Source organism: Bacillus sp. SIMBA_026 (assembly GCF_046535335.1).
In the GTDB taxonomy this organism is placed as follows: domain Bacteria; phylum Bacillota; class Bacilli; order Bacillales; family Bacillaceae; genus Bacillus; species Bacillus velezensis.
This window is the reverse complement of the sequence record NZ_JAWRWX010000001.1, coordinates 619,260-641,211: the sequence shown is the minus strand read 5'-3', so window position 1 is coordinate 641,211 and position 21,952 is coordinate 619,260. Positions and strand designations below refer to the sequence as shown.

Annotated in this window: 26 protein-coding genes; 4 read left to right on the top strand and 22 right to left on the bottom strand. The window is 46.3% G+C overall.

The genetic code is table 11. The features are described from left to right. Positions 1 to 13: 13 nt before the first annotated feature. From SB847_RS03280 to SB847_RS03250, 7 genes are all read right to left on the bottom strand, one after another. A complete protein-coding gene (locus tag SB847_RS03280) occupies positions 14 to 1,933 on the bottom strand; it encodes a stage V sporulation protein D (protein ID WP_003154438.1) in 1,920 nt (639 codons plus the stop codon). 113 nt (positions 1,934 to 2,046) lie between these two features. Beyond that, complete coding sequence (gene pbpB, locus SB847_RS03275) at positions 2,047 to 4,191, bottom strand: penicillin-binding protein 2B (RefSeq protein ID WP_044801392.1); 2,145 nt, start codon at positions 4,189 to 4,191, stop codon at positions 2,047 to 2,049. Positions 4,192 to 4,197: 6 nt separating this feature from the next. Beyond that, the gene (gene ftsL / locus SB847_RS03270) at positions 4,198 to 4,551 is read right to left on the bottom strand and encodes a cell division protein FtsL (RefSeq protein ID WP_003154442.1); all 354 of its coding nucleotides are present in this window, start codon (positions 4,549 to 4,551) and stop codon (positions 4,198 to 4,200) included. A gap of 39 nt (positions 4,552 to 4,590) precedes the next feature. After that, positions 4,591 to 5,526, bottom strand: a complete 936-nt coding sequence (rsmH, locus tag SB847_RS03265; protein ID WP_007409704.1) for a 16S rRNA (cytosine(1402)-N(4))-methyltransferase RsmH — start codon at positions 5,524 to 5,526, stop codon at positions 4,591 to 4,593. 69 nt (positions 5,527 to 5,595) lie between these two features. Next, positions 5,596 to 6,027, bottom strand: a complete 432-nt coding sequence (mraZ, locus tag SB847_RS03260; RefSeq protein ID WP_007409703.1) for a division/cell wall cluster transcriptional repressor MraZ — start codon at positions 6,025 to 6,027, stop codon at positions 5,596 to 5,598. Positions 6,028 to 6,152: 125 nt separating this feature from the next. After that, complete coding sequence (gene bshC, locus SB847_RS03255; protein ID WP_038457925.1) at positions 6,153 to 7,772, bottom strand: bacillithiol biosynthesis cysteine-adding enzyme BshC; 1,620 nt, start codon at positions 7,770 to 7,772, stop codon at positions 6,153 to 6,155. 86 nt (positions 7,773 to 7,858) lie between these two features. Next, entirely contained in the window at positions 7,859 to 8,740 is an 882-nt protein-coding gene (locus SB847_RS03250) for a 2-dehydropantoate 2-reductase (RefSeq protein WP_257993755.1), read from the bottom strand. Between the two features lie 162 nt (positions 8,741 to 8,902). Here SB847_RS03250 and SB847_RS03245 point away from each other — a divergent pair, with 162 nt between their 5' ends. After that, the gene (locus tag SB847_RS03245) at positions 8,903 to 9,385 is read left to right on the top strand and encodes an N-acetyltransferase (protein WP_101669575.1); all 483 of its coding nucleotides are present in this window, start codon (positions 8,903 to 8,905) and stop codon (positions 9,383 to 9,385) included. Positions 9,386 to 9,424: 39 nt separating this feature from the next. On the opposite strand, the gene gerR is transcribed toward SB847_RS03245, so the two are convergent. The 3 genes from gerR to SB847_RS03230 all read right to left on the bottom strand — a co-directional run bounded on the left by gerR (position 9,425) and on the right by SB847_RS03230 (position 10,878). Beyond that, a complete protein-coding gene (gene gerR, locus SB847_RS03240) occupies positions 9,425 to 10,000 on the bottom strand; it encodes a sporulation-specific transcriptional regulator GerR (protein ID WP_003154450.1) in 576 nt (191 codons plus the stop codon). A gap of 158 nt (positions 10,001 to 10,158) precedes the next feature. After that, on the bottom strand, positions 10,159 to 10,338 hold the full coding sequence (gene rpmF, locus SB847_RS03235; RefSeq protein ID WP_003154457.1) for a 50S ribosomal protein L32: 180 nt from the start codon (positions 10,336 to 10,338) through the stop codon (positions 10,159 to 10,161). 21 nt (positions 10,339 to 10,359) lie between these two features. Beyond that, the gene (locus SB847_RS03230) at positions 10,360 to 10,878 is read right to left on the bottom strand and encodes a YceD family protein (RefSeq protein WP_007611260.1); all 519 of its coding nucleotides are present in this window, start codon (positions 10,876 to 10,878) and stop codon (positions 10,360 to 10,362) included. A 208-nt stretch (positions 10,879 to 11,086) separates the two neighbouring features. Between SB847_RS03230 and SB847_RS03225 the strand changes: the two genes are divergently transcribed. Continuing rightward, positions 11,087 to 12,334 carry a nucleotidyltransferase gene (locus SB847_RS03225; RefSeq protein WP_410577330.1) on the top strand — a complete coding sequence of 416 codons (1,248 nt, stop codon included), beginning with the start codon at positions 11,087 to 11,089 and terminating at the stop codon, positions 12,332 to 12,334. A gap of 18 nt (positions 12,335 to 12,352) precedes the next feature. On the opposite strand, the gene SB847_RS03220 is transcribed toward SB847_RS03225, so the two are convergent. Together SB847_RS03220 and SB847_RS03215 are read right to left on the bottom strand one after the other, a co-directional pair. Continuing rightward, positions 12,353 to 13,375 carry a SepM family pheromone-processing serine protease gene (locus SB847_RS03220; protein WP_007611255.1) on the bottom strand — a complete coding sequence of 341 codons (1,023 nt, stop codon included), beginning with the start codon at positions 13,373 to 13,375 and terminating at the stop codon, positions 12,353 to 12,355. 5 nt (positions 13,376 to 13,380) lie between these two features. Beyond that, the gene (locus SB847_RS03215) at positions 13,381 to 14,160 is read right to left on the bottom strand and encodes a patatin family protein (RefSeq protein WP_014304961.1); all 780 of its coding nucleotides are present in this window, start codon (positions 14,158 to 14,160) and stop codon (positions 13,381 to 13,383) included. A gap of 179 nt (positions 14,161 to 14,339) precedes the next feature. Between SB847_RS03215 and ylbJ the strand changes: the two genes are divergently transcribed. Further along, positions 14,340 to 15,566, top strand: a complete 1,227-nt coding sequence (ylbJ, locus tag SB847_RS03210) for a sporulation integral membrane protein YlbJ (protein WP_101669576.1) — start codon at positions 14,340 to 14,342, stop codon at positions 15,564 to 15,566. 18 nt (positions 15,567 to 15,584) lie between these two features. On the opposite strand, the gene coaD is transcribed toward ylbJ, so the two are convergent. From coaD to SB847_RS03170, 8 genes are all read right to left on the bottom strand, one after another. Further along, complete coding sequence (gene coaD, locus SB847_RS03205) at positions 15,585 to 16,067, bottom strand: pantetheine-phosphate adenylyltransferase (protein ID WP_014417707.1); 483 nt, start codon at positions 16,065 to 16,067, stop codon at positions 15,585 to 15,587. Positions 16,068 to 16,071: 4 nt separating this feature from the next. After that, on the bottom strand, positions 16,072 to 16,626 hold the full coding sequence (gene rsmD / locus SB847_RS03200) for a 16S rRNA (guanine(966)-N(2))-methyltransferase RsmD (protein WP_038457914.1): 555 nt from the start codon (positions 16,624 to 16,626) through the stop codon (positions 16,072 to 16,074). A gap of 298 nt (positions 16,627 to 16,924) precedes the next feature. After that, the gene (locus SB847_RS03195) at positions 16,925 to 17,197 is read right to left on the bottom strand and encodes a YlbG family protein (protein ID WP_014417705.1); all 273 of its coding nucleotides are present in this window, start codon (positions 17,195 to 17,197) and stop codon (positions 16,925 to 16,927) included. 58 nt (positions 17,198 to 17,255) lie between these two features. Beyond that, on the bottom strand, positions 17,256 to 17,705 hold the full coding sequence (ricF, locus tag SB847_RS03190; RefSeq protein ID WP_003154472.1) for a regulatory iron-sulfur-containing complex subunit RicF: 450 nt from the start codon (positions 17,703 to 17,705) through the stop codon (positions 17,256 to 17,258). A 70-nt stretch (positions 17,706 to 17,775) separates the two neighbouring features. Then, on the bottom strand, positions 17,776 to 18,015 hold the full coding sequence (locus SB847_RS03185; protein ID WP_003154475.1) for a YlbE-like family protein: 240 nt from the start codon (positions 18,013 to 18,015) through the stop codon (positions 17,776 to 17,778). A 15-nt stretch (positions 18,016 to 18,030) separates the two neighbouring features. Beyond that, the gene (locus SB847_RS03180) at positions 18,031 to 18,441 is read right to left on the bottom strand and encodes a YlbD family protein (RefSeq protein WP_045207344.1); all 411 of its coding nucleotides are present in this window, start codon (positions 18,439 to 18,441) and stop codon (positions 18,031 to 18,033) included. Between the two features lie 164 nt (positions 18,442 to 18,605). Then, a complete protein-coding gene (locus SB847_RS03175) occupies positions 18,606 to 19,646 on the bottom strand; it encodes a CAP domain-containing protein (protein WP_044801385.1) in 1,041 nt (346 codons plus the stop codon). A gap of 84 nt (positions 19,647 to 19,730) precedes the next feature. Further along, complete coding sequence (locus SB847_RS03170; protein WP_014417702.1) at positions 19,731 to 20,174, bottom strand: CBS domain-containing protein; 444 nt, start codon at positions 20,172 to 20,174, stop codon at positions 19,731 to 19,733. A gap of 140 nt (positions 20,175 to 20,314) precedes the next feature. Between SB847_RS03170 and SB847_RS03165 the strand changes: the two genes are divergently transcribed. Beyond that, positions 20,315 to 20,674, top strand: a complete 360-nt coding sequence (locus SB847_RS03165) for a YugN family protein (protein ID WP_007409688.1) — start codon at positions 20,315 to 20,317, stop codon at positions 20,672 to 20,674. 34 nt (positions 20,675 to 20,708) lie between these two features. Here SB847_RS03165 and ctaG read toward each other — a convergent pair whose 3' ends face one another. Together ctaG and ctaF are read right to left on the bottom strand one after the other, a co-directional pair. Further along, the gene (gene ctaG / locus SB847_RS03160; RefSeq protein ID WP_025649488.1) at positions 20,709 to 21,593 is read right to left on the bottom strand and encodes a cytochrome c oxidase assembly factor CtaG; all 885 of its coding nucleotides are present in this window, start codon (positions 21,591 to 21,593) and stop codon (positions 20,709 to 20,711) included. 24 nt (positions 21,594 to 21,617) lie between these two features. After that, a complete protein-coding gene (ctaF, locus tag SB847_RS03155; RefSeq protein ID WP_007409686.1) occupies positions 21,618 to 21,950 on the bottom strand; it encodes a cytochrome c oxidase subunit IVB in 333 nt (110 codons plus the stop codon). Positions 21,951 to 21,952 lie beyond the last annotated feature (2 nt).

Sequence of the window (21,952 nt, the reverse complement as noted above, 5' to 3'; positions counted from 1 at the left end):
GCCTCAAAAAGACTCATTCTTCACTCAAGTAAACACGGATCTTTGAGCCTTCTTTTACTTTCGTTCCGGCTGCAGGTGATTGTTTCACAATTTTGCTTCCTTTTCCTGAGGAGTCAATATTCAAATTGACAAGCAGCGACTCAAGATCAGAGACAGACATCCCTACAACATTCGGAACCTCTATTGTTTTTGTGTCGTTCCATTGATATTTTTTCTCGATTTGATTTTTTCGTGGTTTCACGCCGAGCTCAGGCAGACTGTCTCTCATCATATTTCCGACAATCGGCGCGGCGACGGTTCCCCCGAATTGAATCGTGCCTTTCGGATTATCAACCGCGACATACACGACAAGGCTCGGGTCATCAGCCGGCGCAAAACCGATAAAGGAGACGATATGGTTGTTTTCGAGATATTTGCCGTCTTTGACCTTTTGTGCGGTACCTGTTTTTCCGCCGACGCGATACCCTTCCACAAAGGCGTTCCGCCCCGTTCCCTGAGCGACGACACTTTCTAAAGCATATCTGATCTGCTTTGACGTTTCCTGGGAAATAACTTGCCTTTTCGCAATCGGTGATTGTTTCTTAACAGTTTTTTTCGTAACGGGATCAACCCACTCTTTGGCGATAAACGGAGTATAAAGCGTTCCGCCGTTTATTGCTGCGGAAACGGCTGCCACCTGCTGAATCGGCGTGACGGAAACCCCTTGTCCGAAAGCGGTTGTCGCCTGTTCGACCGGGCCGACTCTGTCAAGCGGGAATAAGATCCCCGTTCCTTCCCCTTGCAGATCAATGCCTGTTTTCTTTCCAAAGCCGAAGTCCTTAATATATTGAAACAGCTTTTGTTTTCCGAGCCGTTCCCCGAGCTGTACAAACCCGGGGTTGCAGGAATTTTGAACGACTTCAAGATAAGATTGCGAACCGTGGCCGCCCTTTTTCCAGCATCGGAGGCGGGCGCCGTCGACCTCGGCAAATCCTTTGTCATAAAAGTGGTCTCTTTGCAAGTTTACTTTTTGCTCTTGGAGAGCCGCCGCAAGTGTAATAATCTTAAAGGTCGAACCCGGTTCATATGTGCTCCATACCGGCAGGTTCCGGTTGTAAACGGACGGATCCACCGATTGATAGTCAGCCGGATCAAAATCAGGACGACTTGACATGCCGAGCACTTCCCCGTTTTTCGGATTCATTGCGACCGCAATCATTCCGTCCGGGTTATATTTCGCCGCTGCATTGTCGAGCTCCCTTTCTATAATCGTCTGAACCTTGGCGTCAATCGTCAATTTCATATCAAGTCCGTCTTTCGGAGGAGTGTAATCATCCGCTTCATCAGGCATTTTCTTCCCCTTGGCATCCGTATAAAATTTCACAGATCCCTTTACACCTTTTAAGTCATCATCATAATAAGCCTCCAATCCGAGAAGGCCCTGGTTATCAATACCGGCAAAACCGAGAACATGGGACAAAAAGCTTCCGTACGGATAATGGCGGATGCTGTCTTCAGCCACATAAACCCCTTTTAAGTCGAGCGCTTTGATTTCTTTCGCTTTTTTATTGGAAATTTTCCGCCCCTCGGGTGAGATTTTTTCTATGGAGGTTTTCTTAGTAATGTGTTTGTAGACCTTCTCTTCCGACATATTTAAAACTGACGCGAGAAGTTTGCCCGTTTTTATGGGATTTTGGATCTGGCGCGGTACGACAAATACGGTCGGCGCGCTTTTATTAGTAGCCAGCTTCACGCCGTTTCGGTCAAGGATCTCTCCCCGCTCAGGCTCAAACGGCAAATTTCGGCTCCAGGAATCCTTAGCCAGTGAAGTCAGCTTTTCTCCCATCACAAATTGGACATAGCCTAATCTGCTGTCAATGATCAAAAAAATGATTACGCCAAAAAGCAAAACCAGTAATAAACGTTTTCGAACCGTTACATTTGAAACGCGCAAGGGACCGTCCACTCCTTATTTAGGCTTGTTTCAATTTATGCCTCAGCTTGGACACATAGAACGGCGGCGCATAAAAAAGAAGCCCGCGGGCATCCGCGGACTTCTCTGTCCCGTTAATCAGGATTTTTAAATTTCACCTTGATCACGGTATTTTCTTTCAGTTCTTTGCCTTTTTTCACACTTTGGCTTGAAGCGTAACCTTCACCGCTCACATCAATGTGAATGCCTGATACTTTGCTGAATTGAAGCACTTCCCGTCTCGACCATCCGGACATATCCGGCATCGTCATCTTTCCGTCTGTTTTTAAGAAGATTTTCTGATTGGTGATCACATCTTCTCCGGCTGTCGGATACTGCTCTTTTACGGCAACATCGCTGCCGATGACAATCGGTGTGAGATGTTCATTTTTCGCTTCCTTCTCAGCGCTCTTGACCGTCTTATCTGTCAGGTCAGGCATCTTTTGGCTTTTCGTTTCTTCCTGACCGGAATCTGTTTTTTCCGTCGGTTCGATATTCATGTAGTGGAGGCTGTTTTTCATCGTCGGGTTAAAGATTTCGGCGACAGGATCAGAGCTGCTTTGCCCCGCTTTTAATTGCGGCTGCTGCACGGCTACATAGATGACGAGCTTAGGATCATTTTTCGGCGCCATGCCCATGAATGAAAACACATAGTTGCTCGTTCCCTTTAAATATCCGCCCGTCCCGGCGATTTGTGCGGTTCCCGTTTTACCCGCGACGTCAAATCCTTCAATTTTATAAGGTTTTCCCGTTCCGATGTCTGACGTCACGACTTCTCCGAGCAGATTCCGGACTTTTTTCGCCGTATCGGCCGAAATCGGCGTGCCTACTTGCTCTGGTTTTGTCTGCTTGACGACTTTTTTCGTATCGGGGTCGACAATATGATCAATGACGTAAGGTTTCATCATTTTGCCGTTATTGGCAATCGCCGTGACCGCCTGCAGCTGCTGGATCGGCGTTATCGCCGATGCTTGGCCGTAAGCCGTAGACGCTTTGTCAAAATCATATTTGTAGTTAATTTTACTTGATACTTCACCGGGCAGATCAACCCCTGTTTTTTGATAGAGCCCGAATTTGTGCAGGTACTCATTAAACCGGTCAAACCCCAGTTTTTCGTTGGCCAGTTTGGCGAAAGCAACATTCGATGACCTCATGAGGCCGTCACGGAAGCTTGTCATACCCCATCCGGCGCCTTCGTTCCAATCTTTAACAGATCCGCCTCCCACTTTATATGTTCCTGATTTATATTTCTCGTTTGCGGAAAACACATTTTCCTGAATCGCCGCGGCAAGCGTAAAGATCTTCATCGTCGATCCCGGTTCATATGCGTACGACACTAAGTCGTTGTAATAATTGGTGACGTTTCTGATGTTCGGGTCGAAACTCGGACGCTGCCCCATCGCAAGCACTTTGCCTGTTTTCGGTTCTACGACAGCCGCCATAATTTTTTTCGGTTTATATTTTTCCGCTACTTTCGTCATGCTGTCTTCTAAAAAGGTTTGAATTTTCTGATCAATGGTTAAATATACATTGTCACCGTTTTTAGGTGCGGTGATTTTTTCTTTGCTGTTCGGAAGTTTCCAGCCGGATTTATCACTTTCGTAAGTGACGGATCCGTCGCGTTCCGTCAGATAGTTATTCAGTATTTTTTCAAGCCCTAAAGAGCCTTGTATCTCGTTTGTTTTTTCATTCACATCGGCATAGCCGAGAACATTTGACAAAAATACACCGTTCGGATAGTAGCGCTTCGTATCTCTTAAGAAAGAAATACCCGGAAGATTCATTTTTTCGATCTTTTGTTTTTTCGCATAAGAGATATCGCGGCCGGCTGAACCGAATTCCACCTGCTTCGCGCCATCCCTGTTTAAGATGTCCAGAATCTTGCTTTTATCAAGATTGATAACGGTCGCCAGTTTTTCCGCCGTTTTCTCTTTGTCTTTGACATGCTGAGGATGCTTCGGATCACTCGTCATTTTTTTATCAAGCACGGCAATGAGCTTATATGTCGCCGTGTCCTCTGCAAGCACTTTGCCGTTCCGGTCAAGAATAGAGCCGCGGCTCGCTTCTATCGTCCGCTTTTTTTCGTGCTGCTCGGTCGCTTTTGTTGCAAGTTCTACACCGTTTGCTTTACCGGTTAATTGAATGTACGCCATTCTCCCGAGAATGACAAAGAAAAAGAGAGCGAAACAAATACTGAGTATCGCTGCTCCTCTGTTCATAAACTTATTTTTTTTCGGCATGGGTTATCATTCCTGTATGTTTTTCACTTTTTTATCTTTCAGATTCAAACCGTGCTTTTTAGCGATATCCATCAGGCGCTGCGGCTGGCTTAAGTCAGCAGCCGTCTTTTCGAGATCACCGATCTGCTTATTCTTCTCAGATACTTTCTCCTCCAGTTTTTGCACCTCAATATTGGATTGGTACGCCGCGTATGCCTTTGATACGATAAACATTGATGTGGAGAGAACGGCAATGGCAAACAGGACGAGCAGCACCTTTTCCCCGAGTGTAATGGAAGCCCTCTTTTTGACAATCACCTTTTTTTCGGGACTTATCACTGGCCGTTGTTGTTTTTCCTGCTGGTAAGCTAAGTTGCTCATAGGCTGATGACCTCCTTTAATGTTGTCATTTGCTGCCCGTTATTTTCGTTTCTCCGCAATGCGGAGCTTCGCTGACCGGGCGCGGTTATTTTCTTCAAGCTCCTCTTTTGATGCCGTAATGGGCTTTCTCGTAATCAGTTTTAATTCCGGTTCAAATTCTTCCGGTATCACGGGAAGACCCGGAGGCAGTTCGGGAAGTGATGATTTTTCCTTGAATGTCGTCTTGCACATTCTGTCTTCCAGTGAGTGAAAAGTGATCACAGACACCCTTCCGCCCGGTTTCAGCACCTCTATCGCTTGCAAGAGGGCCTCTTCAAATACTTGAAGCTCGTCGTTTACTGCGATTCGAATGGCTTGGAATACGCGTTTGGCCGGATGACCTCCGCTTCTTCTCGCCGGTGCCGGTATCGCGTCCTTTATTAGATCGACCAGTTGGCCGGTTGTTTGAATAGGCGATTTTTCTCTAGCCTCTTCAATTTTTCGGGCGATCTGCTTGCTGAATTTTTCTTCTCCGTATTTAAAGAAAATCCTCACAAGGTCCTCATACCGCCATTCATTTACGACTTCTTTCGCCGTAAGGGCGGCCGACTGGTCCATCCTCATGTCCAGCGGTGCGTCATGATGATAGCTGAATCCCCGTTCCGGTGTATCAAGCTGCGGAGAGGATACTCCTAAATCAAATAAAATTCCGTCAACACTCGTAATGCCGTGTTCATGTAAACACTCTTTTAAATAACGAAAGTTGCTTTTCACCAGAATAAGCTGTCCTTTGTATTCGGACAATGTTTTCTTTGCGTTTTCAAGTGCTGTGTCATCTTGGTCAAAGGCGATCAAGCGTCCTTTTTCCGATAATTGCTGCAATAAATATGTACTGTGCCCGGCGCCGCCAAGGGTGCAGTCCACATAGGTTCCGTCAGGTTTGATATTTAAACCGTCGACGGTTTCACGAAGAAGTACTGTCTTATGCTGAAACATTTGTGTCGGTCCCACCTTTATAAGGAATGAATTGAATTGTCAGTTGTTGTTGTGATGCACGAAGATCCATTATATATCAAATCCAATCATGTTTTCAGCAATTTCAGCGAATGAATCTTCTTGCTCTTCTGTGTATTGTTCCCATATTACCTTACTCCACAATTCAATTCGATTGGAAACCCCGATGACAACACATTCTTTTTCCAGTTTTGCGTAATTCAGAAGAGATGACGCAATATTAACCCTTCCCTGCTTGTCCAGTTCGCATTCGGTCGCACCGGAAAAAAAGAATCGGGTAAATGCGCGGGCGTCTTTTTTGGTGAGCGGCAGAGCCTTCAGCTTTTCTTCAATCAGCTTCCATTCATTCATCGGATAGCCGAAAAGGCATTGGTCCAGTCCTCTGGTCAGCACGAACTGCTCACCGAGGCCTTCTCTGAATTTTGCGGGTACGATCATGCGGCCCTTTGCATCAACAGTATGCCGGTATTCACCCATAAACATGATAAGGACCCCCACTTTCTCCCCTAAACTCACCACTATCCGCCACTTCTCTCCACAACCTCATTTTACACTGTTTACACATAAAAAAAAACCCTGAACTATTCAGGGTTCTTTAAAACTTTATTTCAAAGTTTGACAATCTGATGTTGGTTTTGAAAAGAAAATGGCAGATGTTTGAAGGTTGTGAAGAATTTTGGACCGTAGCGGTTCAGATAATACATCACATTCCAAATCCGTTCCTGCGGAGCGCCGAGCGGTCTGATGCTGTTTTGGATTCTTTCATAGTCACGCAGCACAAAGCCTTCTTTTTCTTCAATTCTTTTCGTTACCGTCCGTTCTAAAAACAAGAGCTGATCTTGAATGAAGGCGGCATTCTTCTGTAAGAGCGGCTCAAGGCTTGAATCGACCTTCAGCGCTTCGTCCCTTGCGCGTTTATGGACAGCTTCAATCTGCGACTTCGCCTGTTCCATTACAGAAGAAAACTCTTCCGGAATCTGCTCTTCAAAATAAGTGTCTTTCAGGTGTCCGGTGCCGTGTTCAATCGCTTCCTGAAGCGGGATATTCCGTTCTGAAAGCTTCTTTTCAATATGGCGCTCAAGAATCGTAATGTTCAGTCTCGGCACTACCGGCGTCATGCGAAAGCCCATTAATGAGAAAGCCTGCTTCAGCTCACCCCAATAATTGATCTCCCCCGGCCCCGCGATAAACGCCAGAGTCGGAATAAGAAACTCCTGCATAAGCGGCCTTGTCACAACGTTATTGCTGAAACATTCCGGTTTTTCTTCCATATGAGTATGAAGCTCGTCGTTCGTCCACTTCAGGTCAAGCTCCTTAATAACAAAAACGCCGTTTTCTTTTTCAATTAAGAAACGCTCTCCCTCGTGTTCGTAAAACAGATTGGCCTGATCTTTGTCCGATTCAATAATCGGGTGATAACCGGCTTCCCGCATAAGACTCTGCTGGTCTGACACGGCTTTGGCAAGCTCATGATTGTGTTTTAAAATCTGCTGAAACATACCCGTTTCCAGCTTTTTAATCCCCGGATCTCCCGAATTCATCAGAATAAGGCCTTCTTCTTGAAACAAGTCGGCGATCAACAGCTCAAAAAAGTCCGTGAATGTCTCTGATGAGCGTAAACATCGCTTCACGTTTTGAAGGAGTGTGTTTGTGTGATCCGTTTCCTCAAAAGCAGCGAACACTTCATCAATCCAAGCCGCGCATTTTTCCTGATCAAGCTCGGTTTTAGCCGCCGATGTTTTTTTCCAGTACGACTGCGGCAGTTTCTGTTTCACCGGACCTTTATTCTCTGCTGACGTATGCACAAAATTGATTTCTTCCAGATCGTGATCTTCACCCGCCACCCAGAAAATCGGAACAACAGGAATCTGTAACGCCTCTTCCTGCTGTCTGGCAAGTACGATAATGGAGATAATTTTATGTATGGTGTAAAGAGGCCCCGTTAAAAGACCGGCCTGCTGGCCGCCTACAACCGCTGCGCTTTTTGGATCTCTCAGTTTTTCGATGGAGGCCTGCATGGCGGCGGAGTGAAATTTTTCGTGATAGGAGGATAAATAATCCGCTAATTCCTCTCTGGCAAACGGCCGCGAAGACAAGTCATGAAGCCGCTTTTGCCATACGTCCTCTGAATGAATATCATAATCAAAAAATGAAGACATGTTTTCTCCATCTATATAGTGCTGCACAAACTTATTTTGACTTTTGATGGAAAGTTCAGTTAGCTGCATCTGTCTGGAACTTCCTTTCTCCAATAAATAGTTAGGTTTCCGAAATGAGTATAGCATGTTACCGGAAAACCTCAAAAGACTTTGTTTCAGTTTCTTTCTAACGCTTTTATGCTGCGGTGTAAAAACGTGAGATGAACGGCCGGCAATCCGCGGCTTTCCGCTTCTTTTACAAGGTAGCCGATAATCGCATCGGCCTCTGTCCGCCTGCCTGCCATGATATCGACGAGCATGGAAGAATGATTTTTTTCCGTCAGTCTGCACACTTCGCAAACCTTGTTCCACGCTTTTTCTCTATCGGCGAGGCCAAGTATTGTCTCCGCTTCTTCAAACACGTTTCTCATATATTTTTTGTAAGCGTCATTTGTTACCAGCTCTCCGTTTTTCACGCGCAGCAATGCAGTTAACGGGTTAATGCATACATTTATGATCAGTTTTCCCGTTAACAGCCGATACCAGTCGTTTTCATCATATACGGGAAAATCCCGGTGCATGCCGGAAAAGATGCTTTTGAGCGTTTCCGGCCGGGAAGCGCTGAATACACTCCACCTTACGGCTCCCGCTCCCGTATGTTCAACGGCATGATCTGAAATCTTTTTAGCTCCGTGCTCAACAGTGCCGACATAAAGCGAATGATCCGTATGCCAATCTTTAATGTCGTGTATGTGTCCCATGCCGTTTTGCAAAAACAGCACATTCGTCCCTTTTATCATCTCAAGATCCCGCAACACAGCACTTAGCTGGTGCTGTTTAACGGCTGCGATTAAGAGGTCGAATCCGGAAGTGATGCCTGTTTGCGCTCTGCATGCCGCCGTACATTCTATTCCGTCTTTCAAAAGCCGTATACCGCCTGAGTTAATCGCATCAGCCTGCTCCGTCCGCCGCGTAATGACCGTTACCTGATGGCGGGACGATAAGTAGTAAGCACATAAAAGGCCTACCGCTCCGCCGCCGATAATTCCGATTTTCACACTGTCACACCCTATATCTGCATTTTTCCATATTATCATAGCAGAAGCCGCCGCAAATTACTTCAATTTCGTTTTGAGCAAAAAGACTGGCAAGCATATTATAGTTGGAATTTTCAATTAAAGCGTTTACAATAATGGTAGAACACAACAAAGGGGGAGTTTGTGTTGAAAATAGAGCGGCTGCTCATCAACTTTAAGACACTCGAAGAATTTAAAAGGTTTAAGGAATACGGGATGCAGGAGCTGTCGATGCTTGAAGATCTTCAGGATAATATCATTGAAAATGACAGCACCTCGCCTTTTTACGGGATTTACTTCGGGGATAAACTAGTGGCGAGAATGAGTTTATATCAGGTAAACGGAGGCGCGAATCCGTATTTTGATCAGCGCCAGGACTTTTTGGAACTTTGGAAGCTTGAGGTTCTTCCGGGCTATCAAAACAACGGATACGGAAAAGCGCTTGTTGATTTTGCAAAATCCTTCAGAATGCCGATCAGGACAAATTCACGCATGAAATCAGCAGATTTCTGGGATAAGATGAATTTTGAGCCGGTTAAATATGATATGGCGCGTGATAAAGGAGAAAATCCTTATATCTGGCAACCCGATATGGACGGTGAAATGACAGCCGGAGAAACGGCATAATAAAAAACCGGCCGGGCGCCGCCCCCAGGCCGGTTCATTTTACAGGCTCTGCGCCGATTTTCTGTCGTCTTCTTTTGAATTGACCATCCTTCTCGCTCTGTCCATAATGTCAATTAGCGCTTTATAATCTTCTTCCGTCATCTCCAGCTTGTTTCTCAAGCTTTCATTTTCCTCACGCAGATCCTCGACTTCTTTTTGCAGCGCGGTCAGCTGTTCTGTGAGTTTTTCTTTTTCATGACGCACATCCGCTGCGGCTGGCGACTCTTTAAATTGCTGCAGAAACAAAATGACATCATCAATGGACAGCTCTTTTTCTCCTTCCGCCCTGCGGATCGGAGGCTGTTTGACGGTTCCCGGCAGATTGGCGGAATGCACCCCGATCTGCTTTCTTAATTCCTTCCGCTGTTTTTTCGCCAGTTCTATCCCTGACTGATATTGTTTTCTGACATAAGAATTCCATCTGAACCCGCAGGCGGCAGCCGTTCTCGTCAGCGCTCTGCCGACTTCTTCAAAAGCGGAAAGCTGGGTACCGCCTTCCCGAATATGCCTGAGCACCACTTCGGCCAGCAGCAAATCTTCATCTTGCGTCCACGCGTCTTGTCTCGTTATCGTCAATCGTATCTCCCTCCATATTTGCTCATTTACCTCATACATATGCCGCTGATAGATTAGATAGACTACTGGCGCTCACAATTTTTTCGGCGGAAGCAGACCGGAGGGGCAAAAAAAAAGAAAAGCGCAGGAACCGAGATTCCCGCGCTTTTCTTCATACATTAATTGCTTTTAACATTTATGTCTTTGCCGTTGTATGATCCGCATGCTTTACATACACGGTGAGACAATTTCATCTCTCCGCATGACGGGCATTCTGTCATACCAGGTACATTTAGTTTGAAATGTGTACGGCGCAATCTTTTTTTCATTTTAGAAGTTCTTCTAAAAGGTACAGCCATTATTCCCACCTCCTTAAAGAGTTAAGATTCATCATCTTGTGTTAAGAGCTTTTTCAGATCCGCAAGTCTGGGGTCGATTTGATTTTTCTTGTCTTCCTCAGAAATCACTTGCCAATCCTTCCCCACTTGGGGAGCGGCTCCTTCTTTTTGTTCAGTTTCACAAAAGACTTGCATAGGAATTTCTAAAAGAATCTCTTCTTTTATGATCGGAGTTAAGTCGACGATATCGTCTTCAGCAATATGAACGTCCTCATCTTCTATATCATCCGACTTATGAAATCTAAACAGTTCTTTTGTCGCGATTGTAAATGGATACGGCACATCAACTAAAGTTCTTGAGCACGGCAAAACCATTTCGCCTGAAATCGTAAAGTCAAACGAAACTTGCTTGGATTCAATCTCCGCGCGGCCCTTCACCCGGACGGGAGAAATGCGGCGGATGTCAGAATTCAATTTTGTCAGCTCATTTAACTCAACTGTTTCATCAAATTCAAAACTCTTTTTCGCCATTTGATGAAGCTGATAAATCGTCCATTTCATTTGTATCACCTCAGGAAAGCAACAAACATGATTATAGCTTTTCAGAATGTTTTTGTCAATATTTTTTCTTTACAGCATAATGCCGCCGTCATGCAATCGTTGACAGCCGGATAGGCTATGCATACACTAAACGAAACGGACTAAAATATGCACTTCATTTGCAAATGTACCACACGAAGCAAAACATAGCAAGAAAGGCGGGACAAATATGAAAGCAGTCGGCCTGGTTGTTGAATATAATCCCTTTCATAACGGACACCGCTATCATGCGGAACAAGCAAAAATCAAAACGGACAGCAGCGTCGCGGCGGCGGTGATGAGCGGCCCTTTTTTGCAGCGCGGGGAACCGGCCGCCGTCTCAAAGTGGGCCCGGACAAAAATGGCGCTGGAAAACGGCGTGGATATCGTCATTGAGCTCCCTTATATATATGCCGTACAAAAAGCGGAATTATTCGCGCGCGGCAGCGTTTCGCTTCTTCATCATTTAGGATGCAGCAGCTTGTTTTTCGGCAGCGAAAACGGGCGGATCGAGGCCTTTATTGAAGCGTCTGAAGCGTTCAGCCGAAAGGAAGATGACTGCAGCCTGATTCTGAAAGAGGAGCTGAAAAAGGGTCTCAGCTATCCGGCCGCCGCCTCAAAAGCTTTTTCACACATATTCAAAGGGCGGGACATGCTCGATTTGTCCAAGCCGAACAATATTCTCGGTTTTCACTACGTTAGAGCGATTCACACCTCCGGTTCCGCTATGCAGCCTTATACGACAGCCAGAATCGCTTCCCAGTATCATGACGCCGAGCTTCCCGGAGATAACAGCCGGATAGCCAGCGCAACAAGCATCCGGAAAGCGCTGATAGAAAAAGGAACGGCGGCCGCAAGGAGCTTTCTCCCGGAAGCGTCTGCGCGTGAGCTGGAGGCATACAGAAATTCATACGGAATATGGCACAGCACGGAAGACTATTTTTCATATGTAAAATACAGCCTCAGCACTCTTTCCGCTGAAGAATTGAGCCGAATCTATGAAGTGGAAGAAGGACTTGAGCACAGAATTCTGCGCACCATCAGACAAGCCCGATCCTATCGCGAAATGATGGAACGATTGAAAACAAAACGATACACGTGGACGAGGCTGCAGCGGATGAATACGCACATTCTGACACGGACGAAAAAGGAAGACATGCATCGGCTCTTACAGCCTTCAAGCGCTCCTTATATCCGTCTTCTCGGAATGACGAAAAAAGGACAGACGTACCTGTCAGCAAAGAAAAAAAAGCTTACCGCACCTCTCGTCAGCAAGCTCTCTTCTTTCTCTCATCCCGCTCTGGATCTGGACATACTGGCGGGACGGGTTTACAGCCTGCCGATAAACGAACCTGAACGCACATTGTTTGAGAAACAGGAATTTTCACAAGCCCCGATCCGCTATGATGAAGACGAAAAGCGTTTTTTGAATGCGTAAAAAAAGCACCTGACTGTATCAGGTGCTTTTTACTTTCAGCTGATCCAAATAGTCAAGTGCGTCCTGCATGGTGTCGACAGGAACGATCTTCATATCGGACTTGATTGCTTTCGCCGTTTTTACCGCATTTTTGTAATCAGAATTTTCAGCTCCGTTTTGATTCGGCGCAAAGAAAATATCTTTTCCCGCTTTGTCTGCGGCGACGACTTTCTGATCGATTCCGCCGATCGGTCCGACTTTGCCGTCCACGTCGATTGTCCCCGTTCCGGCTATATTATAGCCTTTTGTTTCGTCAGGTTTTGTCAGCTGGTTGTAAATTTCTAAAGACATCATGAGACCCGCAGAAGGCCCGCCGATGTTTTCAATGCTGAAATGAAGATCCGGCTTCACTTTCACGTTCCGGTCCGTATATAATGCGACGCCGATTCCCGCTCTTTTCGGGTCGTCCGGGAATGATTTCAGCACAATGTCAACGGTCTTTTCTTTCGTGTCCCGTTCAATGTGAAACGTTACTTTTTCCCCCGCTTTTTTGCTGCTGATATAATCAATCAGCTTTTCAGCGGATTCGTATGTTTTCCCGTCCGCGCTGATGATTTTATCACCGACCTCTATTTTTCCTTTTGCCGGCATGTCAGAGACGACTGAACTGGCATAAATGCCGTTAAATGAGTATTTCACCTGTTTCCCGGCTTTTTGATAAGCGGCAATGACCGCGTTTTCTTGGGAGCTTTTCATCATTTGCAGCTGGCGCTTCATATAATCCGAGTCCGATTCGCCCTCTTCTTTTATGCTTTCATCAGAGACGATTTCATCGTAAGGATGCACTTTCGCCCAAAGATATGTATACGGATTGGCGGGGCCTACTTTGACAGTCATCAAGGAAAGGCTTCCTTTTTCAGGATAGCCTCCGTCCACCTTAATCAGCGGTCTCAGCTCTGATGCTTCTCCCGGCTGTGTGATGTAATACGGAAGCTTAATAAATGTAACAGCGATTAATAAGATCAGGATGATAAACACCCAGCGAAAATGTTTTGCTTTCATATGAGTTAGCCCTCCCAGTTCTCTATTTCTTGTTTAATCCGGCCGATCATCCGGTCTGCGGCTTCTTCGCCCGCTGTGATCATATGATCAATATTGGCAAAAGAACTTGAGCTGAATGATTCAAGAGAAGGGCGGATCATGACGTCTGCGGCAATGGTCTGGTGACGGACCAATTCATTTTGCAGTATATCCATACTTTGCATGATTACATCAAAAATATGTGCCGCCTTTTCCGTTTTTTTCACCCGGGATACGTCAGAGGCGATGACGATATCAGCACCCATATCTTTTACGGCGGAAACCGGGATTCTGTCGACCACCGCGCCGTCGACTAACATACGTCCGTTCATTTTTTGCGGGACGAAAACGCCCGGTATGCTGATGCTCGCGCGGACGGCTTCGGATACTGAACCTTTCGTAAAAACAAGCTTTTCGCCGGTCTGAAGGTCGCAGGCCACGATGCCGAGCGGGATCCGCAGTTCTTCTATCGGCTTGCCGTACGTATAGGCATGAACGAGCTGCCTGATGCGGTCCCCTTTTAAAAATCCGAGCCTCGGCATCGTATAATCCGCGTACAGCCGCCGCTTAAATGCTTTGGCGACTTTTTTCATCGTGGCCACGTCATGCCCGGCCGCATAAAAGCTTCCGACTAATGCTCCCATGCTGCTGCCGGCAATCATATCAATTGGAATCTGATGCTTATGTAAACTGGATAACACTCCGAGATGAGCGATGCCTCTTGCCCCTCCCGAACCTAACGCTAACCCGATTGTAGGTTTGGCCAACGCGACGAACCCCCTAATAGACATCCTATACATGAATTCTATGGTCTAAATTGAACCCCTATGCTCGTATATTAGTACAGGATGACAAATAGGTACTTGCCGGGCCGCCTTTAAGGTCTGTTCTATATTTTATCATGATATAAATGTCAGTGTGCAATTTTAGCATCGGGGAGGTAAGAATGAATTTGTCTAAGTTTCATACATTTTTGATTTCATTGTTTTTCATTTTTTTGACGGCGACGGTTATTTCACACCCTCAGGCCTCATTCGAAGCCTCCAAAACCGGTCTTTCCATGTGGTGGGAGGTAGTTTTTCCTTCATTGCTTCCGTTTTTTATTCTATCTGAGCTTTTAATCGGATTCGGCATTGTCAAGTTTGTCGGCCTTTTACTCGAACCCTTTATGCGTCCCATTTTCAGAGTGCCGGGGGTCGGCGGATTTGTACTGGCTATGGGCATGGCTTCAGGCAATCCGGCCGGCGCAAAGCTGACTGCACGGCTGCGCCAGGATAAACAAATCTCCAGAGTAGAGGCTGAACGCCTCGTCTCTTTTACCAATTCATCCAATCCGTTATTTATATTCGCTGCTGTGGCAGTCGGCTTTTTTCATAACGCGTCTCTCGGCATTCTGCTGGCATCGGCTCACTATCTCGGAAACATCGCTGTCGGCCTGACGATGCGTTCATACGGACGGAAAGAAGAAGCGGCGTATACCGGTAAAAAGACGATCGCTCTTCCTTCTCTGAAGGAAGCATTTCTGGCCCTCCACAAGGCGCGGCTTTCGGAAAAGCGGCCGCTCGGAAAAATTTTGGGCGACGCCGTCACCTCTTCTGTACAAACCTTGCTGATGGTGGGCGGTTTTATTATATTGTTTTCGGTTTTCAGCCGGTTATTATCAATCGTACAAGTCATGGATGTGCTTTCTGTATTTACAAACGCGCTGCTTTCGCTTTTTCATCTTCCGGCAAATCTGGACATCCCTCTTATCAGCGGGATGTTTGAAATTACACTTGGGAGCAAGCTGGTCAGTGAAGCTGATGCCGCCTTGCTGCCGAAAGCCATGATTGTGAGTTTTATTCTCGGGTTCAGCGGCCTTTCCGTACAGGCCCAGGTAGCCGGCATTTTATCAGAAACAGATATCCGCTTTAAACCGTTTTTCGCGGCGCGTATCCTTCAGGGCATTTATGCCGCACTCTTTATTCTCTTACTGTGGAAGCCGCTTTACCTTGCGTTGGACGAACCTTACCAGTCCGTATTCCTCCCTTTCCGCGATCAGGAAGCGGTATTTGCTGCCGTCAGCGGTTGGAATACACTTGTTGAAACCGGGCCCGCTATCACGCTGACAGCTCTCGCCGTATACGCATTGATTTATTGTTACAGGCTGTCAGCACGGACAAAAAAAGGATGAGACGCCAATCAGCGCTTCTCATCCTTTAAATTTCTGCTTCAGCGCCTGTTCAACTTCCGGAGGAACAAACTCTGAAACAGGCCCGTTATATTTTGCGACTTCTTTTACGATGCTTGAACTTAAAAAAGAGTACTGATTGTTCGTCATCATAAAAAAAGTTTCTATTGATTCGTCGAGCACGCGGTTGACGGAAGTCCCCTGCATCTCATATTCGAAGTCAGAAACGGCTCTGAGCCCCCTGATAATCGCCTTCGCCCGCTTTTTTTTCGCATAGTCGATTAACAGTCCCTGTGACGTCTCGACCGTAACATTCGGAATGTCTTTTGTCACTTCTCTTAACAGCTCACATCGTTCCTCAACTGTAAACAGCGGCTGCTTAGAAGAATTATTGAGCACGCATACGTACACCTGCTCAAACACGTTTGCCCCCCGTCTGATAATGTCCAGATGTCCGTAGGTAACGGGATCAAAACTTCCGGGACATACAGCTATACTTGCCACATCATTACCCCCTATTTCGGTATATCGTCACTCCTGTAAGCCCGTAAATTTCCCTTCTTGTTACAGAAAGCGCGCCGATGGCTTCAGGAAGCGCAACGGCTTTATCATGCTCGGCTACGACAAAACCGTCTTCATTCAGCATGTTCTGCTCATCAATCATTTCGATAAGCGCTTTCAGCTTTTGTTCCTTATACGGAGGATCTAAGAAAATTCCGTCAAAACCTTTTTCCCGTTTCGCCGCGGCATAGAGGGCCCGCTCTGCATCATTGCGGTATACTTCCGCTGAAGACAGCAGATCAAGCGCTTTGATATTCGCTTTTACCGTTTGGATGGCTTTGAAATCACGATCCACAAAGATACAGCGGTCAAATCCGCGCGACAGCGCTTCAATCCCGAGACCGCCGCTCCCCGCAAACAAATCCAGCCCCGTTCCTCCGTCAAAATAAGGGCCGATCATATTAAAAATAGACTCTTTTACTTTATCCGTCGTCGGCCTTGTTGATGTGCCCGGCACAGCCTTTAAGGCTCGTCCTTTTCTTGAACCGGAAATTACTCTCATTATTCACACCACTTTTTCTGAAAACTTTGATGTTTCTCATCGGCTGAGCCGTTATGTATAAAAACAATCCCTATCTTATCATAAAGCATTCTTTCAAACAATGAACGTGAAATCGTGTATACATATTCACATTCCTGTCAAGACTACGTGTAACAGCATCAATGAATGATGTTGTTGCCAACCGCGGAGAAGACTTACGTTTCCCCATAAGTTCTTCCTCCGGTTTCTCCTCTCCCTTTTCCTTCTCCTTAACTTGTTAAGGAATAGAAGGACCCCGCAGGTATCTGCGGGGATTTTTTTATATGCCGATTTTATAATCGTACTCTTTCGCTTTATCAAGCTTTGATTCAAATTCCAGCTTTAAAAAAGGTTTATAAGAAGGCTCTACCTTCTTCACATAAGAATAAGAAGAAATCTTTTCCATTGTTTTTTCGATTAAATCCATATCGCAATACAGCACAACGTATTTCAGCCGCTTTGAAACATAATGAACGTTGCCGAATTTTCTCAGCATTTTGCTGTGTTTTAAGGAATGCAGATATACGATTATGCCTTGGCGCTTATTTTCCATCATGATCACCCGCCTGACTTTCTGTTCATTTTATGTAAAAGACGAGACGGCCGTCTCGTCAGGAAACTTTGCATCCGCAGCCGCCGCCGGAACCGCAGCCGCCGCCGCAGGATGACAGGCCGTCAAAATAAGGATTCCCCGTCGGCACTTTTACATGCTCCGAGACGGCCGTTCCGAGTTCAATGCTGATCTCGTCAAGCAGCGACTGAAGCTCAGTCTCCGCTTTTTTAAATTCGGCCACCTTATCGTTTAAATCCAGTTCCCGCTTCATTTCTCTCATTTTGCGGGAAATCTCTCTATAATCAGGATGGTATTTGCCAAAGCGCTGCACATCCTCATACTGCTCTTTAACGCTCATAAAAGAACGAATGATCCGCCCTGCCTCTTCATCTTCACGGAGACGCTTGTAACAATCGCGGTAATTTTCAGCCGTCTCAGACTGCAGAATCATGCCGGCAAGCTGCTCCGCTTCACTTTGAAGCTTGACGGACTCAATTGTTGCATACATAAATACGCACCTCCAGTTGCTAGTTTACCATGAAACCACCCAATTGGAAAATGCGGCGTTTAAACGCTTTTTAATCCTGTGAACGCATGGCGTGAACCATCTGCATCATCATCTGCGCCATTTGAATCCCGTTTGAGAATTGGCTTACCCGATGCGGTATCGTCTTTTCATAAAAATTCATCATGTCAAGCTGAAAGGAATTGAGATCGTCCGGTTTTCTCGCAAGTCTGCGGTACCAGACGGGACGCTGCCGTATAAACCGTTTCCGTTCCTCATCTGCGGATATGAATTCCTGAACCTCTTTTCGCATACACGATCCCCTTCTTTAATCCTTCCTGAACGAAAAAGGATGTTGTCCGGAGCCTTGCCGGGGCTGCTTCGTGCTGCTCCCCGAAAATTGGCTTAAAAGGCTTTGCAATGATGAAATGGATTGGCTCATTTTATTGATCTGCTCATTCATTTGGTTGATATCCATCTTTTTGACGGCAGTGACCATTTTTGAAACGAAATCGTTTTTTTCAGCTGGTTCCTGTTTGGTTTCCGCGTCGGAAGAAGGCTGAACGGCCTCGTCTTTAAAAGGGGTCCATATCGGATCATCCTCGCCCAGAAGAACCCAGTTTTCATAGACTTCCTGCCAGCTTCTTTGTTCCTTGCGAACATTTTGGATCAGTTTGGGATGCTTTTTTACGAATTGTTTAAAATCATCGATTGATTGCCGTGATTGCTGATTCGCCACAATTCTCACCCCCTCCGAAAAGTTTTGCCTGCTATAATGTATCGGTTCATGCGCCTTAATGTTCGCCTAAATTGCGAAAAAAAGCAGGTATATTTTTTTCAGCAGGAGCGCCGCTCGCGAAAAAACATAAAAAAACCGCGGGGGACGTGCCCCTCTGCGGTTTTTTACTGCCAAGGCTTAATGAAGTTTTGCGTATAATACTTCCGGTCCACGCCGACACCGAGGTGCGTATAATCCGGGCTTAACAGCGCCTTTCTGTGGCCTTCGCTGTTCAGCCAGCCCTCCACGGCTGCAGGACCGTCCACATAGTTGTAGGCAATATTTTCACCGGCCTCCCGGTATTTCACATCGCCTTTTTCCAAGCGATCCTTCAGAGTCCCGTATTTTTTTGAGACGTGAGAGAAATACTTGTTATCCTTCATGTCCTTGCTGTGACCGAATGCCACTTTTGCGGCGCCTTCGTCCCATTTCAGCCTTGCAAGTCCGTGTTTTACGCGGATGACATTTGTAATATCGAGAATCTGCTGCTCACTCGCTCGTTCAATGTCGTTCCATTTTTCATCAGAAACAGGTTCGGATTCTGTCAGCTTTCCTCTGTACATGACTTCATACGGCCTTTGTTTCACAAGTGTTTCCGCATCAAATGCCCTGATGCTTGACAGATTCCCGTCAAATTTGTCCATGTACAGCTGAACATACATTCCGCCTATCTTGACGGTGGGACGGGTATTGATATCTTCTTCAGAAAACTCGAACCGATACGTGTTTCCCTTGTCAGTCACATTGACAAAAGGAGAAACCTGCGTCGTTTTAAAAACTTCACCCGTCGATTCGCCGATCTTAAACGGTTTTGCGTTGATGCCGCTTCCCGAAGCGTACAAAGTCACGGCTTTATCATTCAAAATACCGACTTGTACGTATTGGTCTTTCCCCTGGTTGTACACCCACCACTCGTAATCGTAGGCAGAAGGATCTTTCCGAGACGGTTCCCCAAGTTTCTTTTTCACATCGGCGGCAGATTTCCCCATGAGAGAAAGCAGTCCGGATGACGGCATTTTCAGCCGTTTTCCGCTCTCTTCTTCATTGGAAACCTGTGGCTCCTCCTGATCCGTCTTTTTCTGAGGAGCCGATCCATATTGTATAAACAGAACATACGCTCCGTAAATAAGCAAAAGGATAACGAGAGCCCTTGCGATATTTTTCAACCTCTCACCCCCATATGTTCAAACCGTTCTGTTTTTGTTTACTCTTATACAGTACAGCCTATTTGCATCGTCCGTGATTTATGTTTAATGGATAAACCCCTCCGGACCGCCGTCTTCAGAAATGTCAGACAGCGCCCGGCCTGCTTGCTCATTTGATTGCTCGGCCAACGAAAGATCGCCGAGCGTAACAATGCCTACCAGTTTTTTATCCTTTGTGACGGGAATTCTTCTGAGCTGATGTTCAGCCATCAAATGGAGCACCTCCTCCACAGAGGCGTCTTCTTCTGCACTGATAACCCGCTCTGTCATTGCGTCGGTTATTTTTTGAGAGTTCGGCTTTTTTGAAGCAATTCCCCGTAATACGAGATCTCTGTCTGTCACGATCCCGACAAGGGTGGCGCCGTCTTCATCCACTATCGGAATGGCGCCGACATCCGCGTCTTTCATCTTCACCGCAGCTTCATATACATTATCTAATACTGTACAATATTGCAAGTCTGACGTCATGAGCTTATTGATCTTTGTCATTGCGGAATTCCTCCTTTTTTCTGCTACTATTGTCGTCAAATTTTTCTTTTTGCATACTTTCACCGTATGAATCATTGAAAGTGTAACGCTTTCATACTATGATTGTCAGGAAAGGGCATTTTTAAAAGGAGGGGGAAGGTTTGAAGTTTGAAAACAGCGGTCTTGAAGGAGTAACAGCGGAGCTCAGCCGCTTGAATGATCTGATGGAAGGTAAAGGGCTCATTCTGGCTGGACAATGGGATTATGAAAGAGTGACTTACGACAAAAAGTTTTCAGTACCTGAGGGGACATTTTATCTGCGGATTCAAGGAACGGCAAAAGAGGGCGATGTCGGCGGCAGCCGGGCCGTGATTCAGCTGAAGGCCCCTCTTTTAGGAAAGCATTATTATCCGCACGGCGTAGAATACGGCAGCGCTGAAGAATTTCCGGAACATGTCGTCGCTGAAAGCAAAGCTTTACTGCTTGAATTGGAAGAGTCATTAAAAACAGTGCAAATGTAATAAAAAAGTACAGCATATTCTGCTGTACTTTTTTTCATGAGACGGTATGCTCGATATACGGCGGCTCTGACAGCGTATCTTTTTCCCGTTCCGTTCTGACCCACTGAAAAAAGATGACAGCCAAATATGTTCCGTAGACCGCCTCTTGAATGATTTTCATCAGTACTGCCCCAAGCTGCTGATCTTCCAGAGGAGGCAGCGTGTTGAACATCTCCGGTCCGGATAAAGGGATCTCCTCCAGCAAATCTAAAGGAACGCAAAGCTTCATTGCTTCGGCCCAAGCCGCCGGATCTGTATACGTGGCATACATGGGCGCCCCGCTGAACATAATGAGCGCGCAGGCCGGCGTTAACAGAATCCCGTCTGCCATAATATACCCCAGCTTCATTAAACCGCTGAGACGGGGCAGACCGTCCACCTTATGCACAAGCGGCCACCACATAAAAAACGCCGTTACAAAGATGAGTCCGTTCATCAGCGTGTGATACAGCGAATCCGTTTTGACGAAATCAAATATAAACGGGATGTGATACAGTGAAAAAATACCGTTAAACAGCACTAATGCGATAAGCGGCATTGAAAAGAACGAAAACAGCGGCTTTACGACAGGACGGAAGATCAGTTTCTTCCATGCCCAGCCGGGAATTCCGGAAATCAACAGCGGCGGTACGACTAAAAACAGAACCGCCATCTGCGTCATATGAGCACTGAACATCACATGGCCCAATAAATCAACCGGACTTCCCGCAGCCGTGTAAAAAAATAGCGCGGAAAGCACAAACAGCACCTTCTCCTTAGCGGCCACACGTCCTTTATGCCGGCTGCACCAGTAAAAGTAAACACCTGTTATCACGGCAGTTATACAAAACAGATACGGGCTCCACATTGCGCGAAACCCGAACATTTCCAAATTAATCAAATCTCTCACTCCCCGCCGTCCCGATTACCACCAAATAATCGTGACAAATGCAAGCACGGTGATAAACGCGACAAATATTCCCGAATACAGAAATAATGACGGCGCTTCATGCCCCTTCTGGCTCATATGCATGAAGTAGAACAGCTGAAAGATGACCTGGATGACCGCAAGCAGGATCAGAAACGGCATCGTAAACCATCCGGCAATGCCGTCAGCAGCCACCGTCAAAAACGCGACAAGCGTAAGGCCGATCATCAAACCGAAGGATATGACCTGATATTTCATCTCCTCGGCATTTTTCTTTTTCCGATATTCGAGATCCGTACTGACAGTCCCTCTGTTTTTGTTATCGTCCATCG